The following is a 22,345-nucleotide window of genomic DNA, read 5'->3' as shown; positions in this document are numbered from 1 at the left end:
AAGTCCGATAAGCAGGTGTCGATAGTGCGTTCGCTATGGCATGCTGCATCTCATATCACCGGCACCGAGGGGGACTTCTTGGAGACGACCACACCCAGTCAACAACCCGGACCCGACCTCTCCGGCCCGCCGTCCACCGGCGGGACGAAGCCTCGGCGGCACGGCCCCTGGGCAGCCGCAGGCTCCGTCGCGGAACTGGCCTCCGCGGCACAGCGCCCGGAGTTCATCGCCGCCTGCTGGGCCCGCTACGCAGAGGCGGGCTTCGGCACTCCGGGCGAAGGTGAACTCCGCAGCTGGCGGGCCAGTTGGGCACCGCTGCTCGAAGCGCTCGGCCACGCCGGGCTCGGAGACTTCCGTTTGTACCTCGAATACGGTACGCCCGGGGCGGCACAGCGGCTGGACGCCCTGCTGCTGGGCACGCGGGGCCCGGGCAAGCTCGTGGCGGTGGTGATCGAGCTCAAGCAGTGGCAGGACTGCGAGGTCATCGACGCGGTGCGGGTCCGGCGCTCGGACGGCCAGGTCGTCGTCCATCCCGTTCAGCAGACCGCCGCCTACACCGCGTTCCTCCGCGACTGGTTCCCCGAGGGCGACATGACCCTGGACGTCCACGGCGTCGTCCTGCTCCACGGCGGGACGGCCGAAGCGGGCCGCAGGCTGACGATCGGCCAGGGACCGGGCGCCTCGATCCCGGTCCTCACCAAGGCCGACCTCGATGCCACCCCACAGGTCCTCGCACGACGCCTGCACTGCGCCGGGGTGAGCGCGCCCGCTCCCGAACAGTCCTCGGCTTTCGAGAAGACCCCTTGGGCACCCTCCGCGAGCCTGCTCGAAGGCCTGGCCGAAGCGCTCGCCGGTCAGGCCCGGTTCACCATGGTCGGCGACCAGCAGACGGCCTTCCTGCGGACCCGGGTCGAGGTCGACCAAGCGCTTGACACCAAGGGCCGGCGACCCGGCGCGGTGATCGCTGTGTCGGGCGGGCCGGGAAGCGGCAAGACCGCGCTGGCCGTCCGCATCCTCGGGCACCTGATGCGCCGGGAGAACGTGGACGTGCGCTATGTCACGCCGTCCGGAACCCTGCTGACACAGTTGCGCGAAGTGGCCGGCGAGGCCGGGCTCTTCAGCGGTCGCGACGTTTTCATCCTGCCCGGCAAGGTCCGGAGCCTCTCCTCGAAGCGGATCAGGATCGTGGTGGTCGACGAGGCGCAGCGGCTGACGCGCGGTCCGCACGGCGGTACCTCACCCGACCTGCAGTGGATGGCGCGGAACGTCGACGTCCTGGTGGTCTTCCTCGACGAACGACAGGTCATCCGCCCCCGGGAGGGCGTCACCGTCGGGGAACTGCGCCACCTGGCGGAACAGTCGGGCCGCGACTTCCAGCCGCTCACCCTCGCCGGGTCCTTCCGCAACGCCGGCTCGAGAGCCTTCACCGGTTGGATCGACGACCTCTTCTACGGCCGGCCACGCCCCTGGAACGATCAGGACTACGAGGTGGCCGTCGCATCCGATCCCTTCGACCTGGAGTCCTGGATCCGGCGGAACAACACCTCGAGCACCAACGCCCGTATCGCCGCCGGATTCTGCTGGGACTGGAGCGAGGGCGGGGTTCTGGCCGAGGACGTCCAGATCCGGGTGCCGTCGCCAGGCGGCACCCACGACCGGATCTGGTCCGCCGCCTGGAACTCCCGCACGGCCGTCCTCGGCGAGGACGGCTCGGCCGTGGCGCCCGTGCGCCAGCTGTGGGCCAACGGTGCCGGCGGCCACCGCCAGGTCGGGTGTGTCTACACCGCGCAGGGACTGGAGTACGAGTATGCCGGTCTGATCATCGGAGATGATCTGGTCCGTCGGGGCAACCGCTGGCACGGGCGCCCGCAGGCCAGTCACGACTCCGCGATGCGGGGGGTCGACGCCGCCGAGTACCTGCCCCTCGCGCTCAACACCTACCGGGTGCTGGCCACTCGGGGCACCAAGGCCCTCCGGTTGTACTCCACGGACGAGGAGACCCAGCACTTCCTCGTCCGACTCATGGGCACCGCCGCCCTTGACTGACACCGGCCGGGGCCATGGAGCATCACCCCATGGCCCCGGCCGGCTCGGGGAAGGTCAGGAGGCGGCCAGGTGGGTGGACCACTTGGTGCGCCAGGCGAGGGCGTCGGTGACGGCTTCGTCGATGGTGCGGCGAGGGGTCCAGCCGAGGAGGTCGCGGGCGGTGTCGATGCCGGCGTAGCAGCCGATGACGTCGCCGGGGCGGGGGTCCGCCTCGCGGGTGCCGAGGGTGGTGCCGACGGCGCGCTCGAAGGCGGTGACCAGTTCCCGGACGGTGGTGCCCTCGCCGGTGCCGATGTTGATGACCCGGTAGCGGTCGTCGGCGGCGGGCTTGATGACCTCGTCGAAGCGGGTGAGCGCGGCGGCGTGGGCCTCGGCGACGTCCTGGACGTGGATGTAGTCGCGGATGCCGGAGCCGTCGCGGGTCGCCCAGTCGACGCCGGTGATGGTGAACGGCGTGCCGGTGGCGTGGGCCTCGATCAGCTTGCCGAGGGCGTGCGTCGGGTGGAGGTCCTGCAGACCGGTGCGCAGCCGCGGGTCGGCGCCGATCGGGTTGAAGTAGCGCAGGGTGATGACGCGGACCTCCTCGGCGCCATGGCCGCGGGTCCAGTCCTGGAGGACCTGTTCCATCATCTGCTTGGTGCGGGCGTACGGGCTGTTGGCGTCGACCGGGCAGCTCTCGTCGACCCGGGCGTCCGGGGTGGGCGCGTAGATCGAGGCGGAGCTGCTGAAGACGACGCGGGTACAGCCGTTGCGCTGGAGGGACTCCAGCAGTTCGACGGTCTTGGCGACGTTCTCGCGGTAGTAGTACAGGGGTTGGGAGACGGACTCCGGGACGACGATCCGCGCGGCGCAGTGCAGGGCGGCGTCGATGTCGGGGTGCTCCGCGAAGATGCGGTCGAGGAGGGCCGCGTCGGCGATGTCGCCCCGGTAGAAGACGCGGCCCTCGACGAACTCGGCCCGGCCCTTGGAGAGGTCGTCGAGGACGACCGGCGTGATGCCCTGGTCGAGCAGCGCGGAGGCCACGGTGCTGCCGATGTATCCCGCGCCGCCGGTGATCAGAACTTTCTTCAACGCGGACGCTCCCTTGCGGTCGGCCGGACGCCTCGGGTGGCGGCCGGTGACAGTGGGGACGATGGTTCAGGAGCGATGGTTCCGGCGGTCGTGGCGGCAACAGGCAGCGGGCAGCGGGCAGCGGCGCCGGGGAGCGCACTCGGGGGGGTGTGCGCTCCCCGGCATGGGGTGGTGGCGGCCACCCGGCCGGTCGTCCACAGGCTCGGACACCGGCGGCCGTGACCGGAATGCTAGACCCGCCGGGGGTCCGTGGCCAGAGCCCTGACCAGCCGATTTCCCGCCCCGGACATGCCACCCGGGCCGCGTCGGCCCCAGGTCCGAACAGGTGTCACCCACCCCACTCCCGCACGCTGCCGGAGACCGGTCGAGGCCCCGTCAGGCCGCGACCCGGGCGCCCAGCGCGGGCGACCGGACCACGGGCACGACGCCCACCGGCTGGCCGTGCGCGTGCAGCCGGGAGAGGGAGGCGGCCAGCTGGTCCGGGTCCTCGGCCAGCCAGAGCCGGAGGGCGGCGGCCAGGGCGGCGCTGGCCGGCCCGATGTGCAGTCCGCTCGCCCGGGTGACCCGGTCACCGACCAGCGGGAGGAGGTCGGCGAGCGGCGCGGGCAGCCAGAGCGTCACGGCGCAGGGCGCGGGGCGGGAGAGGACGCACAGCAGGCGCAGCACGCCCGCGTCGCCGTGCAGGGCGGGGATGACGTCCAGCAGACCGTCCGCCGCCACCTCGGAGACGTCGCTGCCGTGACCACGCGCCAGCTCGCGCAGCAGCCCCCGCTCCGCGGCGGTGATCCGGACGGTCAGCATGACTTCTTCGCAGTCCATGGTCCCAGTTCCCGTCTTGTGGAGGTGCCCGTCGGTCGTGAACGCCCTGTCGTGCCAACGCCTGTCGTGCCCACGCCGGCCGTGTCGTGGCCGCCGTGCCGCACCGGCCGTCGTCGCGTACCCGTCAGCCGGTGGCGATCAGTTCCTGCCCATCAGTGGGCCTCCGCTACCGGCGTGATCAAGCCGTAGTGGCCGTCGTAGCGGCGGTACAGCACCCGGCCGCGGCCGTCCCCGGGGTCGGCGTAGAAGACGAAGGGCCAGCAGGTGAGCCAGAGTTGGCGGGCCGCCTCGGACAGGTCGAGCCGCGGCGCGGGGTGCGGGCTCTCGGTCAGGGGCAGCGCGGAGCCGCCGAACCGGGCGGTCGAATGGGCCCGGACCAGCCGGAAGCCGTCTCCCCCCGGCCGGCGGTGGACCAGGCTGTCCTGGCCGGTGAGCGCGTCGGAGAAGAGATGGAAGCGGCGGTCCAGGGCGAGCATCTCGCGCACGGCCTCGTCCGGCGCGCGGCGGGCGAGAACGACCGGTTTCCGGCGGGCGATCCGTCGTTCGGCGAGCGGGCGCGGGGCGTACTGCGGCCGATAAGCGCTGTCGTGCGCCGCGGCGAGCCCTATGTCCCCCTGCTCGCGCAGCCGCGCGGCCCGGCCGCCGAGCGTGCCGAGCGCCAGGTCCACCGCCTCGCGCATGGTCCCGGCGGCCAGTTGCGCCCGGACCGTGCCGACGCCGTCCAGTTCGATCTCGGCCTGGGCCACGGCGGGCCTGGACACCTCCCGGCAGCGGGTGTGGGTGAGCCTGATACGGGCCGCGTGCGCGTCCGGTCCGAGCGCCGCCGTCAGCTCCAACGCCCGGGCGCGCGCGTACTCGGCGTCGTCGCGGTGGAGTTCGCCTCGGATCTCCACCCGCACGTCGAGAGCAGGCCGGTGGCGCAGACGGGTCATCAGGATCCTCCTTGGTTCCGGACCATGCTGGACCTGCGGAGGGCCTCCGGCCGAGGGCCGAAAGACCCTGCCTGCCGGGCAACGGTCCTCCCCCCGCTCCGGCCTGGTCCGCGCAGGTCGGCCGGGGCCGCGGAAGGGCCTGCCGGACGACCCGCGCCGGCGCGTCCGCTCGATCGGCCGATGGGTCAGTTGCGGGCACGGGGGCGACCGGGCCAGACTCCGCCCGTGGAAGAGACGATCCCGCTGGAACCGGGCCATCCGCGCCGGCTGTCGCCCGCCCGCCCGGAGGAGGAACCGGCCGGCCCCGGCCGCCGGTTCTGAGCCGTCCGCGCCACCCCCCGAACCGCCGTCCGGCCCGCCCGGAGCCGGAATTCCGCCCGAGTGCGCGCGGCCGATCCACCAATGGGGTGATCCACGGGCATTTGGCGCAACGCCTGATCGAACGGCGCGTTCTCTATTGAGTGCGCCCTCCGGGAGCGGCGCGCGCGGGGGTCCGCGCTGGAGGGACCCTCGTCTCCCGGCTCTCGCGGCTCCGGCTCCGGCAGTACCGCCGCGTCGGCCCATCTGGTGAGAGGTGATGCCATGATCCTGACGACCGAGACGCGTAGACGAGCCGTTCCGCCCGGAACGGCTCCCGCGAAAACCCCCTCGACCGCTCCCCCGCCGGCGCCCGGCGCCGTACCGGGCCTCGGCCACGCCCCGGCCCTGCTACGCGACCCGCTCGGCTTCCTCGGCTCGCTCTCCCGCCACGGCGGTGTGGTGCAGGTCCGGCTGGGCCCACGGACGGTCTGCGTGGTCACCGACGCGAGTCTCGTCCACACCCTGCTCGTCGCCCTCGCCTACGACTGCCCACGCGGCGCCGTCCAGGACACTCTCAAAACGGCGTTCGGCGACGGTCTGCTGATGTCCGGGGGGAAGGCCCACCGGGACCGCCGCCGGCTGATCCAGCCCGTTTTCGGGCCGGACCGGATGGCCGACTACCTCGCGGTGATGCACCAGGTCACCGAGGAACGGGCCGGACGCTGGCGACCGGGCCAGGAACTGGACGTGGCGAAGGAGATGAACCACCTCGCGCTGGAGATCGTCACCAGGACGCTGTTCGACGCGCGGCTGAGCGAGGACGCCACCGTCGACTTCCACCGGGCGCTGCCGGACCTGGTCAAGGGCCAGATCGTCCAGTCGCTCTACCCGCACCCGAAGCTCGCCCGGCTGCCGCTACCGGTCAACCGTCGCTTCGAGAACGCCGTCCGGGTGCTCAACCGGGTGGTCGACCAGGCCGTCAGCGGCGGCGCCCGGTCCGGCGGCACGAACGGCACCCTGCCCGCGCTGCTGCGCGCCGCCACCGACCCGGCCACCGAACGGCCGCTCACCGAGGCGGACGTACGCTCCGAGGCGATCACCATGTTCGGCGCGGGCACCGAGACCGTCTCCACCACGCTCACCTGGCTGCTCGACGAACTGCTGCGGCACCCCGAGGTGGAGACCCGCGTCCTCGCCGAGCTGGACGAGCACCTCCCGGCCGGCGCCGTGCCCACCCCCGACGCGCTCGCGAAGCTCACGTACACCCGCAGCGTCACCCAGGAGGTGGTGCGGCTGCACGCGCCGAACGCCTTCCTGATGCGGACCGCCGCCGTCCCGGTCGAGCTCGGCCCGTACCTGATCCCGGCCGGCACCGAGCTGCTGTACAGCCTCACCGCCCTGCACCGCGACCCGGCGCTCTACCCCGAGCCGCTGCGGTTCCGGCCCGAGCGCTGGCGTGAGGGCGGCGACGCGGCCGGTGCCGGGCGGCAGGCGTTCCTGCCGTTCGGGGCGGGCAAGCACAAGTGCATCGGCGAGGCCTTCGCCTGGGCCGAGCTGACCGTGGCCGCCGCCGCGATTCTGCGCCGGTGGCGGCCGGTGGCCGTCGCGGGGACCAGGGCCCGCGAGGTGGTCTGGACGACCGTCCAGGCCCAGGGGCTGCGCATCCGGCTGACCCCGCGCAACGGTCACGCGTCCCGCTCCCGCCCCGGCGGCGCCGCCACCCCGCAGGACGGCGCGGCCCCCGGTGACGGTGAGGCCCCGAGCCCGTGCCTGATCCCGGGCCCGCGGGCGGCACCGCTGTCGCCGGCCGCCCAGGCGGCACGGACCGTCCCGGCGGCACGCACCGCCGCCCCGGTGCCGCGGACCGCCGCCGTGCCACGGCCGGCCTCGGCGGTTCAGCCGGCCCTGACCGCCCATCCGCCCGCCACCGTCTGCCCGGCCGCCGTCCTCATGCCCGCCCGCATCCCCGCCGAACTGCGCACCCCCGAGGGGTCGCAGGCCTCCGGCGAGCTACGGGCCACCACCGCACGGCACGCCGACTGGGTGCTGGACCACGGCCTGCTTCCCCTGAGCGGCCTGCCCCGCTACCAGGCCTACGGGCTGCCCAAGCTGATCGGCCACGCGTACCCCCGTGCCGGGGGCGCCGAACTCGACCTGCTGGTGGACCTGCTCGGCTGGTTCACCATCCTCGACGACCGCTTCGACGGCACCCCCGGCCGCCACCCGGCCGAGGCCCACGCGATCATCGACCCGCTGCTCGCCGTCCTGGCCGGAGACGACCCGACCCCGACCTCGGTGGGCGCCCAACTCCTGTACGCCTGGCGGGAACTCTGGCACCGCCAGGGCGGTCCCATGTCGCCCGCCTGGCGGGACCGGGCCGCCCGCGAATGGCGGACCTGTCTGGAGACCTTCCTCACCGAGTCCGCGCACCGGGCCAAGGGCACCGCCCCCGGCCTCCCCGAGACCATGGGCCTGCGCCGCCACGCCAGTTGCCTCTACCCGTTCATGAACATACTGGAACGGGTCCAGGGCGCCGACGCGCCGGACGGGCTGCACGCCGAGCCCGCGTTGCACCGGTTGCGCGCGCACACCGCCGACGCCGCGACGCTGATCAACGACTTGTTCTCACTGGAACGGGAGGAGCGCCAGACGGCGACCGCCTTCAACACCGTCCTGACCCTGCAACGGGTCCGCGGCTGTACCCGCCGCGAGGCCGTCCTGGAGGTCCGCGCCCGGATCTCGGACCTGAGGGAGGAGAGCGAGACCCTGCGCCGCCGGCTGCTGCGCCGGCACCCGGCGGGCCTCTGGTACCTCAACGGCACCCGGGAACTGGTCGACGGCGTCTACGCCTGGACCAGTACCAGCCGCCGCTACCTCAGTGACGGTCGCCGAGGGTGAACAGCAGCAGCACGAAGCCGGCGAACAGGTGCGTGGCGAAGATGTAGATGCCCGCGCGGATGAGCATGGCCTTGCGCCTGCTCTTCTCGTCGCTGGTGCCGTCGGCCATGGCCGGGTTCTCCTTCGGTGGGTCGGGTGCGGCGGGCGCGGCTGTCGGGTGGCCCGGCCGGGGCGGGGCCACCCGGCGCTCAGCCGCTCCTCAGCTGGGCTGCGGGCGCCCGCAGCTCCGTGAGCAGCGTGCCCTGGTCGGTGATCAGCTCGGTGAGGATGCGGCGGGCGGCGCGCAGCAGGTCGGCGACGTCCGGGGTGCTCAGCGCGTAGACCACGGTGTTGCCCTCCCGGGTGGCCGTGACCAGCTGGGTCCGGCGCAGCACCGCGAGCTGCTGGGAGAGGTTGGACGGCTCGATCCCGATCTCGGCCAGCAGTTCGCGCACCGGGCGCGGCCCGTCCTGGAGCAGTTCCAGGACGCGGATCCGGACGGGATGCCCGAGGGTGCGGAAGAACTCCGCCTTGGCCTGGTACAGCGGGACCGCCATCGTCCGCTCTCTCCCTGGTGCTCGGGTGGTTGCTGCCCGGGCGGGTGGTGCCCGGGTGGCTGTGCCTCGCGTGGGTGGACAGCCGGGCCGGGCACCCGGGCCTCGCACGCGGGGCGCACACGGCCAGGAAGCATCATCCTTATGGATGAAGATTTCTTCAAGTTGTCACCGTCGACGGCCACCGGGGAAGGCCGGGCCCGGCCCGCGCCGCCGGGGCAGGAGGCACCCGGAAACGACCGACGGGTCCGGGGCTGGCAGCCCCGGACCCGTCAGCCGCTGTGGTCGGCGGTCAGCAGACGACCGGGACGTCCACGGTGACCGGGGACGGGCCCCACCCGAAGTCGACCACGCTGAAGCTGCCGTGGACGGTGGAGCCGCACGGCACGGTGCCGCTGAAGCCGTTCACCCGGACGGTGGTGGCCCTGAACAGCGTGCCGCCGCTGACCGTGCCGAGCGAGGCGCCGCCGACCACCTGGCCGGAGACGCTGGTGAGCAGCTGACGGGTCGGCAGCTCCGGGCTGCCCGGGCTGGGCGGGCCCGCCAGGCTGATCTGGCCGTAGAGCTGCACGCTGTCACCGGTGACGTCGGCACACAGGGTGGTCCCCAGTCCGGACTGCAGCCCCCAGGCACCACAGGTCGTGGTGGTGGTGAGGGTGGTCGCACCGGTGGTGGCCGCGCCGGCCTGGACCGGGACGGCGAGCAGGGCGACCGCACCGGCGGCGCCCGCCGCGATCTGGGCGATTCGGTTCATCGAAGTCTCCTGACGTTCATCTTGTTCATCTGGTGGACATAACGTCATGGCACATGTGACATTTCACATGTGCCATGACGTGACCTTCTCATGGGTTTCCAATGCCTGAGTCAAGTTCTGCACAGGAAACCGTGCAACAGGCTAAAAGTTGACCTTCGATGGCGAGATCCCAGCGTGCCCGGGGCCGCGCGTGCCCCGGCGGGGGCCGGCGCGTTGGACGGAGCGTGAAACACATCCCCACCGCCGTGGCCGCCCTCGCCGCCGTCCTCGCCCTGGTCGCGGCGGCCACCCCGCCCGCGCGGCTGCTCGGCACCGAGGTCCGGCGGATCCCGACCGAGGACCGGGTGCTGGCGCCGACCTTCAACGCGGCCTGGAACGACACCGGCCTGGACACCACCCTGGCGGTGCCGCGGGAGCGGACGGCGCCGGCCACCGTCTTCCCCACCGGGGAGTTCGCCGACCGGCACCCGTCCGCCGTCCGGACGATGGCCGCCGCCGGGCACGGGCTCGGCGCCATCCTCCAGCTCCACGTCGGCACACCGGAGGAGAACGGCCCGGGCACCTGTCTGGACGCCGAGGCGCTGCCCCTGATCATCGACGCCGTCCACGCCCGCAGCTACCGGACCGTGGATCTGCGCACCCTGCTCGACACCTGAGCGGCGGCGGCCGGGCGGATCAGCCGGCCTCCGACCAGCGGCCGGCGATCGCGGAGCCGAGGCTGCCGAAGCAGGCGTCGACGGTGCCGAGCAGGGTGTCCAGGTCCCGGGTGCCGCTCGCCTGCCAGGAGCGGACGGCGACCGTCATGGCCGCGGCGTGCACGGAGACCAGGAGCTGGGGGCGCGGGTCGGCCGGGTCCCCGAGGTGCTCACGCGCGGCGAGGATCGTGGCGAGCGCGTCCTGGTGGGCCAGGAGGGCGTGGTGGAGGGAGCCGAGCAGACCCGGCGTGCGCGCGACCAGTTCCAGGACGGCGACGCACGTCGGCGTGCCGCGGTGGTCGGGAAGGGCCCGGGCCACCTCGCACAGGGCATGGCGGGTGGCTTCGCGCAGCGCGGTCAGCGGGGCCTCACCGGCGGGTCTGCGCACGAGTTCGTGCGCGGTCAGTGCGGCCATCTCCCGGAACACGGCGAGCAGGACGTCCTCCTTGCCGGTGAAATAGCGCAGCACCGTGCGTTTGGAGACGTCGACCGCGGCCGCGATGTCGTCCAGGGTGGTGCCCTCGAAGCCCCGGGAGCCGAACAGGTCGAGGGCGGCGTGGCGGAGCGCGTCGCGGGTCCTGAGCTTCTTGCGGTCGCGCAGTCCGGTGGAGGCGGCGGTGCGGCCTGCCGGGCTCGGGTGCATGCGGGGTTCCTCCTGGGCGGGACCGGTGGTGGCGGGTCGAGGGCCGCCCGAGGGCTGCCCGAGGATTCTGTCACCTGGTGCCATATGCTTCTGGGTGACATGACTGCCCGGCTCTCGGCGGGGCCGGTGACATTGATGCCGTCAGGAGCACGCGGGTCGGCCGGGACACGCCGGTCATAGCTTGGAGCTATGGGCCCATAGACCGCCACCGACTACCGCGGGCCCACCGGGTGGGCTTGTCTCGATCCGTCTGTCCGCGCTGCCTGGAGGAACGTCTCGCATGCCTCGTCCCATCCGTGTCGCAATAGTCGGCGCCGGTCCGGCCGGCATCTACGCCGCTGACGCGCTGCTGAAGTCCGACGCCGCGCAGGACCCGGGGGTGTCCGTCGACCTGTTCGAACGGATGCCCGCGCCGTTCGGGCTGATCCGCTACGGCGTGGCGCCCGACCACCCGCGGATCAAGGGCATCGTCACCGCGCTGCACCAGGTGCTGGACAAGCCGCAGGTACGGCTCTTCGGCAATGTGGACTACCCGGGCGACATCACCCTGGACGACCTGCACCGCTTCTACGACGCGGTGGTCTTCGCCACGGGCGCGATGGCCGACCGGGCCCTGGACGTCCCCGGGATCAACCTGGACGGCTCCTTCGGCGCCGCGGACTTCGTCTCCTGGTACGACGGCCACCCGGACGTCCCGCGGACCTGGCCCCTGGAGGCCGAGAAGGTCGCCGTCCTGGGCGTGGGCAACGTGGCCCTGGACGTCGCCCGGATCCTGGCCAAGACCGCCGACGAGCTCCTGCCCACCGAGATACCGCCGAACGTCCACGCGGGCCTGCGGCGGAACAAGGCCGTCGAGGTCCACGTCTTCGGCCGCCGCGGCCCCGCGCAGGCCAAGTTCAGCCCGATGGAGCTGCGGGAACTCGACCACTCCCCGAACATCGAGGTCATCGTCGACCCCGAGGACATCGAGTACGACGAGGGCTCCATCGCCGAACGCCGCGGCAACCGGCACGCCGACATGGTCGCCTCCACCCTGGAGAAGTGGGCCATCCGCGACACCGGCACCCGCCCCCACCGGGTCCACCTGCACTTCTTCGAGTCCCCCGAGGAGATCCTCGGCGAGGACGGGCGCGTGGTCGGGCTGCGGACCGAACGCACCGAGCTCGACGGCACCGGCAACGTCCGCGGCACCGGCCGTTTCACCGACTGGGACGTCCAGGCCGTCTACCGGGCGGTCGGCTACTACTCGGACGAGCTGCCCAAGCTGCCCTTCGACCTGGCCTCCGGCACCGTCCCCAACCAGGCCGGCCGGGTGCTGGCCGCCGACAGCAGCCACGAGACCGCCGTCTACGTCACCGGCTGGATCAAGCGCGGTCCCGTCGGGCTCATCGGCCACACCAAGGGCGACGCCAACGAGACCGTCGCCTGCCTGCTCGACGACCACACCGCCGGCCGCCTCCCCGGCGCCACCGCACCGGAGCCGGACGCCGTCACGGCCTTCCTGGAGGAACGTGGCGTCCGCTACACCACCCGGGACGGCTGGTACCGGCTCGACGCCCACGAGCGGGCCCTGGGCGCGGCGGAGGACCGCGAGCGCGTCAAGGTCGTCGAGCGGGAGGACATGCTCCGCCACAGCGGCAGCTGACCGGGTGCCGTCGGGACCGCCGGGGCGGGCGGAGCGCCCGTCCGGCGGCCCCGACGGGGCGGACTACCGTACGGCCGACCGGAGTTCGCCGATCCGGTGGACCGCCCCGGTGAAGGCGGCGCGGTCGAGCCGGCCGCCGTCCAGCGCCTCGGCGAGCGCGGCCGCCGCGTCGTCGCCCTGCTGGACGTCCCGGGCCGAGCAGAGCAGCAGGTCCATCCCGGCCTCGGCGGCGGCGATCGCCCGGGCGCCGGTGTCGCCGTACGGGGCGAGGGCGCCGGCCTCCAGGGCGTCGGTGACGGTGACGCCCCGGAAGCCGAGGCGTTCGCGCAGCTCGCCCTGGACCACGACCGGCGACAGGCCGGCCGGGCGCTCCCCGTCCAGCGCCGGGTAGACGGCCCAGGAGGCCATCACCAGCCGCACCCCGGCGGCGATCGCGGCCCGGTACGGCTCCTCACCGCGGGCGCGGAGGTCGGCGAGCGGGACGGGGAGGGTGACGGGCCGCTCGTCGGTGTTCTGGTCGCGGGCGGCGGAGCCGAGGCCGGGGAAGTGCTTGGCCGTGGCGGCGATCCGCAGACTCTGCTGGGCGGCGAGGAAGGCGCTTCCCAACTCGCCGACGGTGGCGGGGTCCTGGCCGTAGGAGCGCTCGAAGTGGTCGATGAAGTCGTCGGCGGTGTCGTAGACGTCGAGGACGGGTGCGAGGTTGACGTTCAGACCGGCGCCCGCGAGGTTGCTCCCGGCCCCGGTGCCCGAGCGGGCGGCCTCGGCGAGCGGGTCCGGCGCCAGGCCGGTCCGGCGGGCGGAGAGTTCGGGCGCCCCGGGCAGCCGACGGATCTTTCCGCCCTCCTGGTCGGTCATCAGCAGCAGCGGCGCGGACCCCGGGGACTCCGCCGCGGCCCGCTTCAACTGGTCGACGGCGGAGTGGAGTTGTTCGGTTCCGGTGATGTTCTCGCCGAACAGGATCACCCCGGCCGCCCGGCCCTCGCGGATGGCCCGGAGCAGGGCGGGCGGCGGGACCGGGCCGGGGTAGGAGTAGACGATCCGCCGGCCGGCGAGCAGCCGGGACTCCGGTGTGGACATGGGCGTCGCCCTCTCGGTCGGGGCGGGCGACCACCGGGCCGCCCGATGGGGTGTCCACGCCGACCCGGCCAGGACCGGGAGCAGGGCGGTGAGCAGCACCGCGAGCGCCGCGGCACGGACGGTCCGCCGGAGCGACGGCATCGGGCCTCCCGGGGTGGGGGTGGGGGGTCGGTGCGTCACGGTACCGAGACCGGTCCGGCCCCGGGCCGCGCAACGCGCCCGTCGGCGCCCCGCGTCACCCCACCCGCCGCCCCCGCCTCACCCCATCCGGCGCAGCAGCCGGCCGAGCACCGCGATGCCGTCCTCGATTTCGCCCGGTGCGCCCGCCGCGTAGCCGAGGACCAGCCCGGGCGGGTGCGGCAGCCGGGCGTGCCAGGACAGCGGCTGCACCTTCACCCCGTGGGCGAGGGCCGCCGCGGCGAGTTCGGTGTCGGAGCAGCGGAGGCCCGCCGGAAAGGTGAGCATCAGATGCAGCCCGGCCGCCGCGCCGTGGACGGCCGCGCCCGGCAGGTGGGCGCCGATCGCCGCGATCATCGCGTCCCGGCGGCGGCGGTGGCGCCGGCGCAGCAGCCGCAGGTGCCGTTCCAGCTCGCCGGAGTCCATCAGCCGGGCCAGGACCAGCTGCGGCAGGACGGCGTTGCCGAGGTCCGCGAACCGCTTGGCCGCGACGACGGCCTCCCGGTACCGGGGCGGGACGAGCAGCCAGCCGGTGCGCAGGGCGGGCGCGAGCAGTTTGGAGACGCTGCCCGCGTAGCAGACCCGGTCGGGGAGGACGGCGCGCAGCGCGGGCACCGGGGGCCGGTCGTAGCGGTGCTCGGCGTCGTAGTCGTCCTCGACGACCAGGCCGCCCTCGCCGGCCCAGCGGATCAGTTCGCGCCGCCGCCCGCCGCCGAGCACCACGCCGGTCGGGTACTGGTGGGCCGGGGTGACCAGGACGGCGGGGGCGCCGGTGGCGCGCAGCGCGTCCACCCGGAGGCCTTCGGCGTCCACCGGTACGGGCGGGGTGGCGGTGAGCCAGTGGCCGAGGTGCTGGCGGGTGCCGAGCGAGCCCGGGTCCTCGACCGCGATCTCGGTGATGCCGCTGCCGCCGAGCACCTGGCCGAGCAGACCGAGCGCCTGGGCGGTGCCGGCGACGATCAGCACCTCGTCGGGGTCGGCCCGGATGCCGCGGTTGCGGGCCAGCCAGTGGGCGACGGCCCGGCGCAGCGCGGGGGTGCCGCACGGGTCGCCGTAGCCGAGGTCGTGGGGGCGGAGGCCGTCGAGGGCGGCGCGCTCGGCGCGCAGCCAGGCGGCGCGGGGGAAGGCGGCGAGGTCGGGCACGCCGGGCGAGAGGTCGATCCGGGCGGGGGCGGCGCGCAGCGCGTCGAAGGTCTCGGGGACGGGGTCGGCGTCGAACAGTGCGGCGGGTTCGCCCGGGTGCCACGACCGCCCGGGTGGCGGCGGGTCCGCGGCGTCCGTCGGGGCGGGCCGGGGCGGGGCGGGCGCGCCGACCACGACGGTGCCGCCCCTCCCCCGGCCGACGACCTGGCCCTCCTCGGCGAGGCGCCGGTAGGCGTCGGTGACGACCCCCCGGGAGACCCGCAGCTCTCCGGCCAGTACCCGGCCGGCGGGCAGCCGGGTGCCGACCGGGAGGCGGCCGTCGGCGATCGCCTCCCGCAGCCGCCGGGCCAGCCAGTCGGCGAGCCCGCCGGGCGGGGCGTCGGCGGTGTCGAGCTGGAGGAAGTCGGAGGCGCCGGCCCTTTTGGACCTGTCAACGGCGCTCTCATTGGACCTGTTCACCGGTCCATTGTGCGGCCAGGGTGGGGGCATGACCACGGAGACGACGCACCGCACGGCGGTGCACGAGGACGTTCAGGACCACCGTCCCGGCTATGTGCACGGGTATTCGGTCACCGAGGCGCGGCGGCTCGGCGAACAGGCCGACACCCTGGCGGAGTTGCTGCACGCCGGTACGGCGTACCCGGCGGGCGGCCGGGTGCTGGAGGCGGGCTGCGGCGTCGGGGCGCAGACGGTGCACCTGCTGGCGTCCAGCCCGGGCGTGCGGCTGACGGCGGCGGACCTCTCGGCCGAGTCGCTCGCCCGGGCGCGCGAAGCGGTGGCGGCCCACGCGCCCGGCGCCCGGGTGGACTGGCACCACGGGGACCTGCACGACCTGCCGTTCGCGGACGGCTCCTTCGACCACGTCTTCGTCTGCTTCGTGCTGGAACACCTGGCGCGGCCGCAGGCCGCACTGGCCGCGCTGCGGCGGGTGCTGCGGCCGGGCGGCACGATCACGGCGGTCGAGGGCGACCACGGTTCGGCCTTCTTCCACCCGGACAGCGCCCCCGCCCGGGCGGTCGTGGACCAGCTGGTCCGGCTGCAGGCGGCGGCCGGCGGTGACGCTCTGCTCGGCCGGCGGCTGCACCCGCTGCTGGCGGACGCGGGCTTCCGGGACGTCGCCGTCGAGCCGCGCACCGTGTACGCCGACGGGAGCCGCCCGGCGCTGGTCGAGGGCTTCACCCGGCGGACCTTCATCGCCATGGTCGAGTCGGTACGCGCCGACGCGCTCGCCGCCGGTCTCACCACGGCCGCCGCGTTCGACCGGGGGCTGGCCGATCTGCGCCGGACGGCGGAGCCCGGCGGGACGTTCCACTACACCTTCTTCAAGGCGGTCGCCGTGCGGCCCTGACGGGGGCGGCCCGTGCCGGGCGGACCGCCGTACGCGCGGGACTCGGCGCGTACGACGGTCCGCCCGGCCGGGCTCAGTGCTTCGTCGCGTCCTTGACCTTCTCGGCCGCCTGCTTGAGGTCGCTCTTCACCTGGGTGCCCTTGCCCTCGGCCTCCTTGGTCCGGTCACCGGTGACCTTGCCCGCGACCTCCTTGGCCTTGCCCCGGGCCTTCTCCGCGGCGTTGTGCAGCTTGTCGTCCGTACCCATCGCGGCGACTCCTCTCCGTGCCGGGCGGGCCGAGTGCCCGCCCAGCAGGCGCCTGCCCCGGATCGCCACGGCCATGCGGACGATTCCGGAGGAAAACCGGCGACATCGCCCCGGCGCCGCCGGCCGGGCGGGCCTCACGGCGCGAGCGCGCCCGCGATCCACCGCCGGGCCTCGGCGCCCGCCGCCGTCAGCTCCAGCTCTCCGGGCGCCGCCGCGGCCTGCACGACCAGGCCCTTGAGCACGGCGACCGCGACCACCGCGAACGCCTCCGGGTCCACTCCGGCCCGCACCTGCCCGGCCGCCGCGCCCTGGCGCACCACCGAGGCCACCCAGAGCCGCATCCGCGCGTCGAGTTCGGCCACCGCGGGGGCCAGCTCCGACGCGCCCGCCAGTGCCTCGGCACCCAGCACCAGCAGCGCCCGCTGGAGGTCGGTCGGGTGCCGGGCCACCTCCAGCCAGGTCTCCGTGAAGCGCAACAGCTCCTCGACCGCGCCGCCGCCCGCCCGCTCGGGCACGGCCGAGGCCGTCGCGTCGGCGAGCACCACCTCCTGCAGCCGGGCCAGCAGGACGGCCTTCGAGCCGAAGTAGTGGGTGGCCAGGCCCCGGCTGAAGCCCGCGGCCTCGCCCACCCGCGCCAGCGTCACCCCGGCGCTGCCGTGCTCCGCGATCAGCCGGGCGGCCGCGGCGAGCAGCGCCGACTCGGCCGCGGCCCGACGCTGCGCCTGGGTCCGCCGACCGGACTGCCCCGACGCCTCGCGCGCCGCCGAACCGGTCTGCGGGCCGGCCATCGGGCCGGTCATCGGGCCGGCCGCGGACCCGGTCGGTGCGGTCCGAGCCGCCGAGGGCTCCCCGTGATTGTCCATACCCCCATGATAGAGTCGAACTTGCTTGTTGAACAACAAGTAAGTCTGCGGGTCGGCGACCCCCCTGCCGCCGCCCCGTCGGAAGGGAGATCCGGATGACCGCCACCGCAACGATGCTCGCCGGACGGCTCGACGTCGCCCAGGGCGCCTTCGCCCTGGAAGAGGTCCCCGTCCCCACTCCGGGCCCGGGCGAGGTCCTGATCAAGGTCGAGGCCGCCGGCGTCTGCCTGTCCGACGTCCACCTGATCGAGGGCATGCTCAAGCCCCTCTTCCTCAAGGGCGACAAGGTCACCCTCGGCCACGAGGTGGCCGGCACCGTCCACCTCCTCGGCGAGGGCGTCACCGAGGCCCGGGTCGGCGACCGGGTGCTGCTCCAGGCCGGCGAGACCCGCGACGGCGCCGTCCACACCCGCGGCGTCGACTACGACGGCGGCTGGGCCGAGTACGCACTGGCGACCGTCGGCACCCTCGTCCCCATCCCGGACGACCTGCCGTTCGAGCAGGCGTGCTTCATCCCCGACGCGGTCTCCACCCCCTGGGCCGCCATCACCGGCACCGGCGCGGTGCGCCCCGCCGAGGCCGTCGGCGTCTGGGGCGTGGGCGGCCTCGGCGCCCACGGCGTCCAGTCGCTGCGGGCCATCGGCGCGTACCCGATCATCGCCGTCGACCCGCTGCCGGCCGCCCGCGACCGGGCCCTGGAATTCGGCGCCGACCTCGCCCTCGACCCGGCCGACCCGGACTTCGCCGCCACCGTGCGCACCGCCACGGGCGGTCGGGGCCTGGCCGCGGCGTTCGACTTCGCCGGGGTGGCACCGGTGCGCGAGCAGGCCATGGCCTCGCTGGGGGCGAACGGACGGCTGGTGCTGGTGGGCCTCACCGACAAGCCGCTGACGGTCACCAACGGCACCCTGCTGAGCTACCTCAAGCAGCAGATCCGCGGCCACTACGGCTCGGCACCCGAGGACGTCGTCGACCTGGTCGACCTGGTGCGCGGCGGGCGGCTGGAGTTCTCCCGCTCGGTGAGCGCGACCTTCCCCCTCTCCGACGCCGCCAAGGCCGTCGAGGCGCTGGAGAAGAAGGAGGGCAATCCGATCCGGCTGGTCCTCACGCCGTGATCCTCACGCCCCGGCAACGGGCGGGGCGCGCCGTCCGGACGGGCGCCCGTGCGGGGACTCCCCCGCGCGGGCGCCCGTCGCCGTCCCCGCACGGTTCGGACGCGGGGCGCCGCCGACCCGCCCTCACCGGTACGGACGGCGCCACCCGCGCGGCGACGGGCGGGTGACCGGCGGGCGGCGCGACAGCCGGAAGAATGGCCGCATGACGAGCCCTCAGCAGCAGCCGCGCGGCCTGACCTCCCTGATCCCCACCGGCCGGACCAGCAGTGCCGGTGACCGGGCCGCCGCCCAGCTGCTCCACCTGCGCGAGACCACCCTGCCCGCCCCGGTCGTCGCGGCCGCCGCCGAGCTCATCGCCGACCGCCTCGACGACCCGGACCCGGTCACCCGGGCCGCCGCCGCGGCCGTCCACACCCTCCTGACCGCCGCCCTGGAAACCACCACGCCGTCCCAGTGACGGGCCGCCCGGGCCGGGGCCGGGTCAGTGCGCGTCGTCCCCCAGCGCCGCGAGCAGCGTCCGCAGCGCGTCCACCAGCGCGTCGGTCCGCGCCGCGTCCAGACCGGCCAGGACGCGGCGTTCGGCGGAGAGATGGGCCGGCAGCGCCCGGTCGACCAGGGCGTGGCCCTCGGGGGTGAGGGCGACGTCCCGGCTGCGGCCGTCCGAGCCGCTGGGCGTACGGGTGACCAGACCCCGGGCCTCCAGCCGGTCGAGCCGCTGGGTGATGGCACCGGAGGTGACCATCGCGGACCGCATCAGGCCGGTGGGGGTCAGCCGGTAGGGCGGGCCGCTGCGGCGCAGCGTGGCGAGGACGTCGAAGGAGGCCGCGTCCAGGTCGTAGTCGGCGAAGTTCCGCTTCAGCTCCGCGTCCACCAGCCGGTAGAGCCGCTTGAGCCGGCCGATCACCTCCATCGGGGAGACGTCCAGGTCCGGGCGCTCCGCGCCCCACTGCTTCACCACTCGGTCCACGTGATCTGCCACCACTTCAGCCTAGAGGATTCCTTAGCGGTGAGATACCTCACACCACCCGATTGGACCCAGATGTGCCTTAGCGCTGAGATACATTGGCTTAGTGCTAAGGAATCGACTCGGAACCGTCCTGCTGACCGCCCTCGCCCCCGTCATCTGGGGCTCGACCTACCTCGTCACCACCGAACTGCTGCCGCCCGACCGCCCGCTGCTCGCCGGCGTGCTCCGGGCCCTGCCCGCCGGGCTGCTGCTCGTCGCCGTCACCCGCCGCCTGCCGAAGGGCAGTTGGTGGTGGCGCTCACTGATACTGGGCGCGCTCAACATCGGCGCGTTCTTCGCACTGCTCTTCATCGCCGCCTACCGCCTGCCCGGCGGGGTCGCGGCCACCGTCGGCGCCGTCCAGCCGCTGCTCGCCGCCGGACTCTCCGCCGGGCTGCTCGGCGAACGGCTCTCGCTGCGAACCGTCCTGTCCGGCATCGCCGGAGTGGCCGGGGTCAGCCTGCTGGTGCTGCGGGCCGGCGCCCGGCTCGACACCCTCGGGGTCGCCGCCGCGCTCGGCGGCGCGGTGGTGATGGCCACCGGCGTGGTCCTCGCCAAGCGGTGGACGTCACCGGCGCCGCTGCTCGCCACCACCGGCTGGCAGCTCACCGCGGGCGGCCTGCTGCTGCTCCCCGTCGCCCTCGCCGTGGAGGGTGCCCCGCCCTCCCACCTCACCGGCGCCAACCTGCTCGGCTACGGCTACCTCGGCCTGATCGGCGCGGCCGTGGCGTACGCGCTCTGGTTCCGGGGCATCCGGGCCCTGCCGCCGACCTCCGTGACCTTCCTCGGGCTGCTCAGCCCGGTGGTCGCCACCGCCCTCGGCTGGCTCGCCCTCGGCCAGGACCTCTCACCCGTCCAGGCCCTCGGCGCGCTGATCGTGCTCGGTTCACTGGTCGCCGCCCAGACCCAGCGCCCGCGCCCCGCACCGACCCCCGCACCGGCCCCTGCGGCAGCCGACGCGCCCGCACCGGCCCGCCTGGCCGAGCCCGCCTGAACCCCGCACCGCCCGGCTCAGCCCTCCTCACCCCCGGCGAGCGCACCGGCCGCTACCGGCTCGGCCGTGACGTACTCGTGGTGGACACCGAGGGCATTTCCATGGAGGACCTCGCCGTCGCCCTCCTCGACGAGGCCGAGCACCCCGTCCACCCGCACCCGCTTCACGGTGGCGTACTGAGGCCCGGGGGCTGCCCCCACCCCTGGACGGGGGCCCTCCTGATGGTCCGTCGGGTGGCCGGCGGGCCAGGCTGGACCCGCCGGAGATCCACCGCCGCCGGGAGACGGCCCGACCTCACGGGGGAACCACCATGCCTCGTCCACCGAAGCGGACGCGCGAGCGGCCACCGGGCCGGACCGCCCGGGCCGGCCTGCTGCGGGCCGCCCTCCTCGCCGCACTGTCGGTGCTGCTCCTGGCACCGTCCGCCGCCTTCGGACAGCCACCCGCCTCGGCCGGCACCGGGAACGCGACGGCGGACGTGGCCGCCACCGACGTCCGGTTCACCGGCGCCGACGGCGTCACCCTGCACGGCACCGTGCTCGCCCCCGGCGGCACGGGCGGCGCACCGGGGCCCGCGCTGGTGATGGTGCCCGGGGCCGGACCCGGCGGCCGGGAGGAACTGCGCCCCGCCGCCGAGGCCTACGCGCGGCACGGCATCGTCACGCTGGTCTACGACAAGCGCACCGACGGGTACTCGATGACCCACCGCGACTACTCCCAGCTCGCCGACGACGCCCTCGCCGCACTCGCCGCGCTGCGCGAGCGGCCCGGCGTCGACCGGTCGCGGACCGGGGTGTGGGGGCTGTCGGAGGGTGCCTGGGTGGTCTCGCTGGCCGCCGGCCGCTCGTCGGACGTCGCGTTCGTGGTCACCGCCGGGGCGGTCGGCCTCAGCCCGCTGCGCCAGCAGGCCTGGGCGTACGGCGGCTACCTGCGCCACCACGGCGTGCACGGGTCGCTGCTCCCGGCCATGCAGCGGACCGCCGCCCGGGTGGTGGCGGGCGCCGGGCTCTTCCCCGAGGCGGACTACGACCCGGTGCCCGCCTGGACCGGGGTGCGCCAGCCGGTGCTGGCCGAATGGGGCACGCTCGACCGGGAGGCCGCGCCCCAGGAGAGCGCGGCGATCATCCGGGACGCGCTCGACCGGGGCGGCAACACCCACTACACCCTGCGCGCCGTCCCCGGCGTCCGGCACAACCTCAACCGCACCGCCGACGACGGCTTCGACCGCCCGTCCGACCTCCCGCCGGACTACGCCGACGCCGAGTCCGCCTGGATCCACCACCTGGCCGACGGGCCGCCCGCGATCAGCGTCGACGCGATGCCGCCGCAGGAGTACCGGAGCACGGCGCTCACCCCGCTCGCCGGCTACGAGGGGCCGTGGCTCCAGCTCGCGGCCGTCCTGGTGTGCGGCGTCGGCTTCGCCGGCTATCCGCTGACGGCGCTGGTCCGCCGCCTCCGGCCCGGAGGGCGGGCCGACGCCCCGCGCACCCCGTCGGCCCGCCCCGCCCGCTGGCTGGCCGGCGCCGGGCTGACGGCCCTGGCCGGCGGCCCGCTCTACCTCCTCTTCATGGTCGTCACGGCGGGCGCCCTCCCCGGCCCGGTCCTGCTCGGCCGACCGCTGCCCTGGCTCCTGCTCCAACTCGCCGCCGTCACCGCGGTGGTGGCCGCCACCGCGCTCGCCGTCAGGTTCGCCGCCACGCTCGCCGTCCGCCGCCGGCGCATCCGCGGCGCCGGCGGCGGACCGGCCGCGGGCGCGTCCGTACCCGCCCGCGCCGAGCGGGTCCGGCTGGGCCTGCTGGCCGTCGCCGCCGTGGTGTTCGTCCCCTGGGCGCTCTACTGGGGCCTGCTGATCCCCTGACCGCCCGGGCCCGACTCCTGCGTGCGGGACCTCGTCGACGGCTATCTGCTGACCGGCCGCACCCCGGCCCGTGACCTCATCTGCCCGTCGCCGCAAGGTGCCTGAGACCGGACGGAGCCGCTGCCCGCGGGCGGGACCGACGAGTGCCGGTCCCGCCCCGGGCACTCGGGGCGGCCCGACC

The 22,345-nt window shown here is 74.8% G+C and carries 22 protein-coding genes and 1 pseudogene; 10 read left to right on the top strand and 13 right to left on the bottom strand.

All coding sequences use genetic code 11. From position 1 onward, the window contains the following. Positions 1-78: 78 nt before the first annotated feature. Positions 79-2,046 (top strand): DNA/RNA helicase domain-containing protein, encoded by a 1,968-nt coding sequence (locus ACIO5D_RS01720; protein ID WP_400793586.1) that lies wholly within the window; start codon positions 79-81, stop codon positions 2,044-2,046. Positions 2,047-2,100: 54 nt separating this feature from the next. Here ACIO5D_RS01720 and galE read toward each other — a convergent pair whose 3' ends face one another. From galE to ACIO5D_RS01705, 3 genes are all read right to left on the bottom strand, one after another. Then, the gene (gene galE, locus ACIO5D_RS01715; RefSeq protein ID WP_400758120.1) at positions 2,101-3,117 is read right to left on the bottom strand and encodes a UDP-glucose 4-epimerase GalE; all 1,017 of its coding nucleotides are present in this window, start codon (positions 3,115-3,117) and stop codon (positions 2,101-2,103) included. A gap of 375 nt (positions 3,118-3,492) precedes the next feature. After that, complete coding sequence (locus ACIO5D_RS01710; protein WP_363610223.1) at positions 3,493-3,936, bottom strand: hypothetical protein; 444 nt, start codon at positions 3,934-3,936, stop codon at positions 3,493-3,495. A 152-nt stretch (positions 3,937-4,088) separates the two neighbouring features. Then, positions 4,089-4,868 carry a sigma 54 modulation/S30EA ribosomal C-terminal domain-containing protein gene (locus ACIO5D_RS01705; RefSeq protein WP_363610225.1) on the bottom strand — a complete coding sequence of 260 codons (780 nt, stop codon included), beginning with the start codon at positions 4,866-4,868 and terminating at the stop codon, positions 4,089-4,091. A 582-nt stretch (positions 4,869-5,450) separates the two neighbouring features. On the opposite strand from ACIO5D_RS01705, the gene ACIO5D_RS01700 reads away from it, so the two are divergent. Then, on the top strand, positions 5,451-8,066 hold the full coding sequence (locus ACIO5D_RS01700) for a cytochrome P450 (RefSeq protein WP_400793584.1): 2,616 nt from the start codon (positions 5,451-5,453) through the stop codon (positions 8,064-8,066). On the opposite strand, the gene ACIO5D_RS01695 is transcribed toward ACIO5D_RS01700, so the two are convergent. From ACIO5D_RS01695 to ACIO5D_RS01685, 3 genes are all read right to left on the bottom strand, one after another. Continuing rightward, a complete protein-coding gene (locus ACIO5D_RS01695; protein WP_400758126.1) occupies positions 8,044-8,175 on the bottom strand; it encodes a DUF6126 family protein in 132 nt (43 codons plus the stop codon). The genes ACIO5D_RS01700 and ACIO5D_RS01695 overlap by 23 nt on opposite strands. A 79-nt stretch (positions 8,176-8,254) precedes the next feature. After that, a complete protein-coding gene (locus ACIO5D_RS01690; protein ID WP_363610231.1) occupies positions 8,255-8,602 on the bottom strand; it encodes a metalloregulator ArsR/SmtB family transcription factor in 348 nt (115 codons plus the stop codon). Between the two features lie 289 nt (positions 8,603-8,891). After that, complete coding sequence (locus ACIO5D_RS01685) at positions 8,892-9,353, bottom strand: hypothetical protein (RefSeq protein ID WP_363610233.1); 462 nt, start codon at positions 9,351-9,353, stop codon at positions 8,892-8,894. A 224-nt stretch (positions 9,354-9,577) separates the two neighbouring features. On the opposite strand from ACIO5D_RS01685, the gene ACIO5D_RS01680 reads away from it, so the two are divergent. Continuing rightward, positions 9,578-10,009 (top strand): polysaccharide deacetylase family protein, encoded by a 432-nt coding sequence (locus ACIO5D_RS01680; protein WP_400793583.1) that lies wholly within the window; start codon positions 9,578-9,580, stop codon positions 10,007-10,009. 19 nt (positions 10,010-10,028) lie between these two features. Here the strand turns inward: ACIO5D_RS01680 and ACIO5D_RS01675 are convergent, their stop codons facing one another. Continuing rightward, a complete protein-coding gene (locus ACIO5D_RS01675) occupies positions 10,029-10,691 on the bottom strand; it encodes a TetR/AcrR family transcriptional regulator (protein WP_400758128.1) in 663 nt (220 codons plus the stop codon). 280 nt (positions 10,692-10,971) lie between these two features. On the opposite strand from ACIO5D_RS01675, the gene ACIO5D_RS01670 reads away from it, so the two are divergent. Beyond that, the gene (locus tag ACIO5D_RS01670) at positions 10,972-12,336 is read left to right on the top strand and encodes an FAD-dependent oxidoreductase (RefSeq protein WP_400758130.1); all 1,365 of its coding nucleotides are present in this window, start codon (positions 10,972-10,974) and stop codon (positions 12,334-12,336) included. A gap of 63 nt (positions 12,337-12,399) precedes the next feature. On the opposite strand, the gene ACIO5D_RS01665 is transcribed toward ACIO5D_RS01670, so the two are convergent. Next, the gene (locus ACIO5D_RS01665) at positions 12,400-13,554 is read right to left on the bottom strand and encodes a glycoside hydrolase family 3 N-terminal domain-containing protein (protein WP_363610241.1); all 1,155 of its coding nucleotides are present in this window, start codon (positions 13,552-13,554) and stop codon (positions 12,400-12,402) included. Positions 13,555-13,671: 117 nt separating this feature from the next. After that, entirely contained in the window at positions 13,672-15,192 is a 1,521-nt protein-coding gene (locus ACIO5D_RS01660; RefSeq protein WP_400793581.1) for a PLP-dependent aminotransferase family protein, read from the bottom strand. 28 nt (positions 15,193-15,220) lie between these two features. Here ACIO5D_RS01660 and ACIO5D_RS01655 point away from each other — a divergent pair, with 28 nt between their 5' ends. Continuing rightward, positions 15,221-16,081, top strand: a complete 861-nt coding sequence (locus tag ACIO5D_RS01655; RefSeq protein WP_400793580.1) for a methyltransferase domain-containing protein — start codon at positions 15,221-15,223, stop codon at positions 16,079-16,081. A 73-nt stretch (positions 16,082-16,154) separates the two neighbouring features. On the opposite strand, the gene ACIO5D_RS01650 is transcribed toward ACIO5D_RS01655, so the two are convergent. Together ACIO5D_RS01650 and ACIO5D_RS01645 are read right to left on the bottom strand one after the other, a co-directional pair. Beyond that, on the bottom strand, positions 16,155-16,328 hold the full coding sequence (locus ACIO5D_RS01650) for a CsbD family protein (protein ID WP_363610247.1): 174 nt from the start codon (positions 16,326-16,328) through the stop codon (positions 16,155-16,157). A gap of 134 nt (positions 16,329-16,462) precedes the next feature. Continuing rightward, positions 16,463-17,191, bottom strand: a complete 729-nt coding sequence (locus ACIO5D_RS01645) for a TetR/AcrR family transcriptional regulator (RefSeq protein WP_400654812.1) — start codon at positions 17,189-17,191, stop codon at positions 16,463-16,465. A gap of 95 nt (positions 17,192-17,286) precedes the next feature. Here ACIO5D_RS01645 and ACIO5D_RS01640 point away from each other — a divergent pair, with 95 nt between their 5' ends. Next, on the top strand, positions 17,287-18,306 hold the full coding sequence (locus tag ACIO5D_RS01640) for a zinc-binding dehydrogenase (protein WP_400758137.1): 1,020 nt from the start codon (positions 17,287-17,289) through the stop codon (positions 18,304-18,306). Positions 18,307-18,508: 202 nt separating this feature from the next. Continuing rightward, positions 18,509-18,763 carry a hypothetical protein gene (locus ACIO5D_RS01635; RefSeq protein ID WP_363610253.1) on the top strand — a complete coding sequence of 85 codons (255 nt, stop codon included), beginning with the start codon at positions 18,509-18,511 and terminating at the stop codon, positions 18,761-18,763. A gap of 24 nt (positions 18,764-18,787) precedes the next feature. Here the strand turns inward: ACIO5D_RS01635 and ACIO5D_RS01630 are convergent, their stop codons facing one another. After that, the gene (locus tag ACIO5D_RS01630) at positions 18,788-19,285 is read right to left on the bottom strand and encodes a MarR family transcriptional regulator (protein WP_363610255.1); all 498 of its coding nucleotides are present in this window, start codon (positions 19,283-19,285) and stop codon (positions 18,788-18,790) included. A gap of 91 nt (positions 19,286-19,376) precedes the next feature. On the opposite strand from ACIO5D_RS01630, the gene ACIO5D_RS01625 reads away from it, so the two are divergent. Continuing rightward, on the top strand, positions 19,377-20,306 hold the full coding sequence (locus tag ACIO5D_RS01625; protein WP_400758140.1) for an EamA family transporter: 930 nt from the start codon (positions 19,377-19,379) through the stop codon (positions 20,304-20,306). A 17-nt stretch (positions 20,307-20,323) separates the two neighbouring features. Here ACIO5D_RS01625 and ACIO5D_RS01620 read toward each other — a convergent pair whose 3' ends face one another. Continuing rightward, positions 20,324-20,506: a hypothetical protein gene (locus ACIO5D_RS01620; protein WP_363610259.1), complete on the bottom strand. Its 183-nt coding sequence runs from the start codon at positions 20,504-20,506 to the stop codon at positions 20,324-20,326. Positions 20,507-20,616: 110 nt separating this feature from the next. Here ACIO5D_RS01620 and ACIO5D_RS01615 point away from each other — a divergent pair, with 110 nt between their 5' ends. After that, the gene (locus ACIO5D_RS01615; RefSeq protein ID WP_363610261.1) at positions 20,617-22,164 is read left to right on the top strand and encodes a prolyl oligopeptidase family serine peptidase; all 1,548 of its coding nucleotides are present in this window, start codon (positions 20,617-20,619) and stop codon (positions 22,162-22,164) included. Between the two features lie 18 nt (positions 22,165-22,182). After that, a pseudogene (locus ACIO5D_RS01610) lies at positions 22,183-22,269 on the top strand (hypothetical protein); the annotation flags it as partial. Between the last annotated feature and the right edge of the window lie 76 nt (positions 22,270-22,345).

It is taken from the genome of Kitasatospora sp. NPDC087315 (assembly GCF_044744345.1).
Lineage (GTDB): Bacteria > Actinomycetota > Actinomycetes > Streptomycetales > Streptomycetaceae > Kitasatospora.
The sequence above is the reverse complement of the archived record's forward strand: the minus strand, read 5'-3'. Positions and strand labels throughout refer to the sequence as shown.

Excerpts from the sequence above, each read along its gene's own strand:
- ACIO5D_RS01710 (WP_363610223.1), bottom strand. The coding sequence starts at position 3,936 with ATGGACTGCGAAGAAGTCATGCTGACCGTCCGGATCACCGCCGCGGAG.
- ACIO5D_RS01705 (WP_363610225.1), bottom strand. The coding sequence starts at position 4,868 with ATGACCCGTCTGCGCCACCGGCCTGCTCTCGACGTGCGGGTGGAGATC.
- ACIO5D_RS01700 (WP_400793584.1), top strand. The coding sequence starts at position 5,451 with ATGATCCTGACGACCGAGACGCGTAGACGAGCCGTTCCGCCCGGAACG.
- ACIO5D_RS01695 (WP_400758126.1), bottom strand. The coding sequence starts at position 8,175 with ATGGCCGACGGCACCAGCGACGAGAAGAGCAGGCGCAAGGCCATGCTC.
- ACIO5D_RS01690 (WP_363610231.1), bottom strand. The coding sequence starts at position 8,602 with ATGGCGGTCCCGCTGTACCAGGCCAAGGCGGAGTTCTTCCGCACCCTC.
- ACIO5D_RS01685 (WP_363610233.1), bottom strand. The coding sequence starts at position 9,353 with ATGAACCGAATCGCCCAGATCGCGGCGGGCGCCGCCGGTGCGGTCGCC.
- ACIO5D_RS01675 (WP_400758128.1), bottom strand. The coding sequence starts at position 10,691 with ATGCACCCGAGCCCGGCAGGCCGCACCGCCGCCTCCACCGGACTGCGC.
- ACIO5D_RS01670 (WP_400758130.1), top strand. The coding sequence starts at position 10,972 with ATGCCTCGTCCCATCCGTGTCGCAATAGTCGGCGCCGGTCCGGCCGGC.
- ACIO5D_RS01665 (WP_363610241.1), bottom strand. The coding sequence starts at position 13,554 with ATGCCGTCGCTCCGGCGGACCGTCCGTGCCGCGGCGCTCGCGGTGCTG.
- ACIO5D_RS01655 (WP_400793580.1), top strand. The coding sequence starts at position 15,221 with ATGACCACGGAGACGACGCACCGCACGGCGGTGCACGAGGACGTTCAG.
- ACIO5D_RS01650 (WP_363610247.1), bottom strand. The coding sequence starts at position 16,328 with ATGGGTACGGACGACAAGCTGCACAACGCCGCGGAGAAGGCCCGGGGC.
- ACIO5D_RS01645 (WP_400654812.1), bottom strand. The coding sequence starts at position 17,191 with ATGGACAATCACGGGGAGCCCTCGGCGGCTCGGACCGCACCGACCGGG.
- ACIO5D_RS01640 (WP_400758137.1), top strand. The coding sequence starts at position 17,287 with ATGACCGCCACCGCAACGATGCTCGCCGGACGGCTCGACGTCGCCCAG.
- ACIO5D_RS01635 (WP_363610253.1), top strand. The coding sequence starts at position 18,509 with ATGACGAGCCCTCAGCAGCAGCCGCGCGGCCTGACCTCCCTGATCCCC.
- ACIO5D_RS01615 (WP_363610261.1), top strand. The coding sequence starts at position 20,617 with ATGCCTCGTCCACCGAAGCGGACGCGCGAGCGGCCACCGGGCCGGACC.